The following is a 1957-nucleotide window of genomic DNA, read 5'->3' as shown; positions in this document are numbered from 1 at the left end:
GGATAAAGTTATTTCGCCCTTTGCTATGGAGTTGCCATTGTCACCTAGTCACGGAGAAATGCCGGACGATTTTATAAAATCTGTAAATGAACGATCAATAAATAAAAGTAAACACTTTGCAAATTCTTTAAGCTATTTCTTTGGGTTGGAAGATTTTTTTAAAAAAGTTGAAATGGCTAAAATTATTAATTCTGGATTAATGAAATCTATTAAAACGATAGGAATAGGTGCAATTATTGATGATGAGATACGTAATTACGATTTGATAAAATTGAAATCATCGAATCAGTATTTGGATGATACAATTGCAATTGTTAATGAAAACAAAAATGTAAAATTTATTATTGATTTCAATGCAAGTATTAATTTTGAGCAGTGGAATTATTTTATTGATAGGATAGATAAGAATAATTTGTTTGGAATAGAACAGCCTGTGAAATTTCCTTCAAAAATTCCAGATTTGGGTTTCTTAAATATCGCTGATGAGACATTCGTGAAATGTGGTTATGAAAAAATTCACGAATATGGCTATAATGCTTTTGTCTATAAGCCATTTGCAAGTAATATTAAAGAATTATATAAGTGTTTTGAGAATAAAAATAACTACGTTGGTATGGTTGGAAGTAATGTTTCAGGCCCTTTAGATTGTAGTTTTTGTAACATCATAAATCATTATATGCCTACCAAATTAGCAGGAAATCGTGCAAGTAATTTTGAAGCGCATCCGTTAAATAATAAAACTGAGGATTTAATGAGAATTCGAGAAAAAAAGATATCTCTCTCTGATGAATTGTTTATTTATCTTGATAAATTTTGCCAAAAGGTATCGGATTTGTATTTTGATATGAATCAATTAAAAGAAATTGCTACAAATATATAGTATTTCCCACTCTGAAGCAGCTATGTTTCGTGAATAGATATAGGACATACCGATGGAAGAACGATATGGTGCTTGTCTCATGTATCGGGATCTTATATACTAAAAGTGTCAAAGATGGTGGCAAAATTGGCTTTGATTTTTTTGATATTAGCAGTAATTTAAGCAGCAACTTGCCTTTTTTATTCAAGATTTTTGATGAGAAAGAATTATAGGTATTTCAGTTTGATGTAACTCAAAATAAGCGAACGGTATTTTTAAGCTTGATGTTTATTATAAAGCTGAGCTCAACCCCAATCAAAACAGTATGGCAGGTGGACTTATTATCTTACTTAAAAGGGGCTAGCTAAGAAGCATACGCTTGTTATTATATCGAATGTTCTCAATTTGCATTCGATTAAACTTACAAATCAAGATGGCTTTTATTCTAATATCATCAATACTGGGCTTTATAGATTAAACATTCAAGTCCAATAATTCGCAGAACAAATGAGCCATGCATCCAAAATGCCAATTACGAGTAATATAAATCCAGATGACATTGTAGCTGATATTCACTTAATACCATCAATACTCCCAAATGACTCCTATTATCGTAAGGTTTTTTTCTTTTCTCTTGAGATCATCACCAACGTCATAAAAATATATTTTACCATGCTGTTGCACGTTTGGATTTTTTACAAAAATAGAAATTTCCATAGAGTAGCTCAAGATCCTAAACAAAAATATTAAAATATAATGTTTTTTATTTTTTATTATTAAAAAAATAACATAAACATTGGAATAACTCTCCAAAAGCAACAAAACTCTTTGTAAGAAGAACTCTGATCATTTTCTTTGAAAAAAGAGCAATGAAGAGAATGTCACTAAAAAGAGCGTTGAGCGATTGGCTTGAAAAACTGTCAAAAGAGATTTCTCTATTGTGTGGTCCTATGATTTTTCACTAAGGTGAGCTATTCATAGCGTTTTGTAGGCCGACCGCCTTTTGGGTTTTGTCTTCATAAATTTCACGAAGATAGTTGTAACAGCATAAAAGCTCTAAAGTTTGTTAAATAATTCCTTATGTTTTGGATTGGCTTG

General features: G+C 30.5%; 1 protein-coding gene. It reads left to right on the top strand.

Features of this window, described 5'->3' with window-relative positions; all coding sequences use genetic code 11:
* A partial coding sequence (locus ACFIL8_RS07645; protein ID WP_375689327.1) for a hypothetical protein occupies nucleotides 1-880 on the top strand: 880 nt, incomplete at its 5' end.
* Nucleotides 881-1957 lie beyond the last annotated feature (1077 nt).

It is taken from the genome of Bartonella sp. AP57NXGY (assembly GCF_042195805.1).
Classification (GTDB): Bacteria; Pseudomonadota; Alphaproteobacteria; order Rhizobiales; family Rhizobiaceae; genus Bartonella.
Note: the sequence above shows the minus strand (reverse complement) of the source record. Positions and strands in the feature narration are given on the sequence as shown.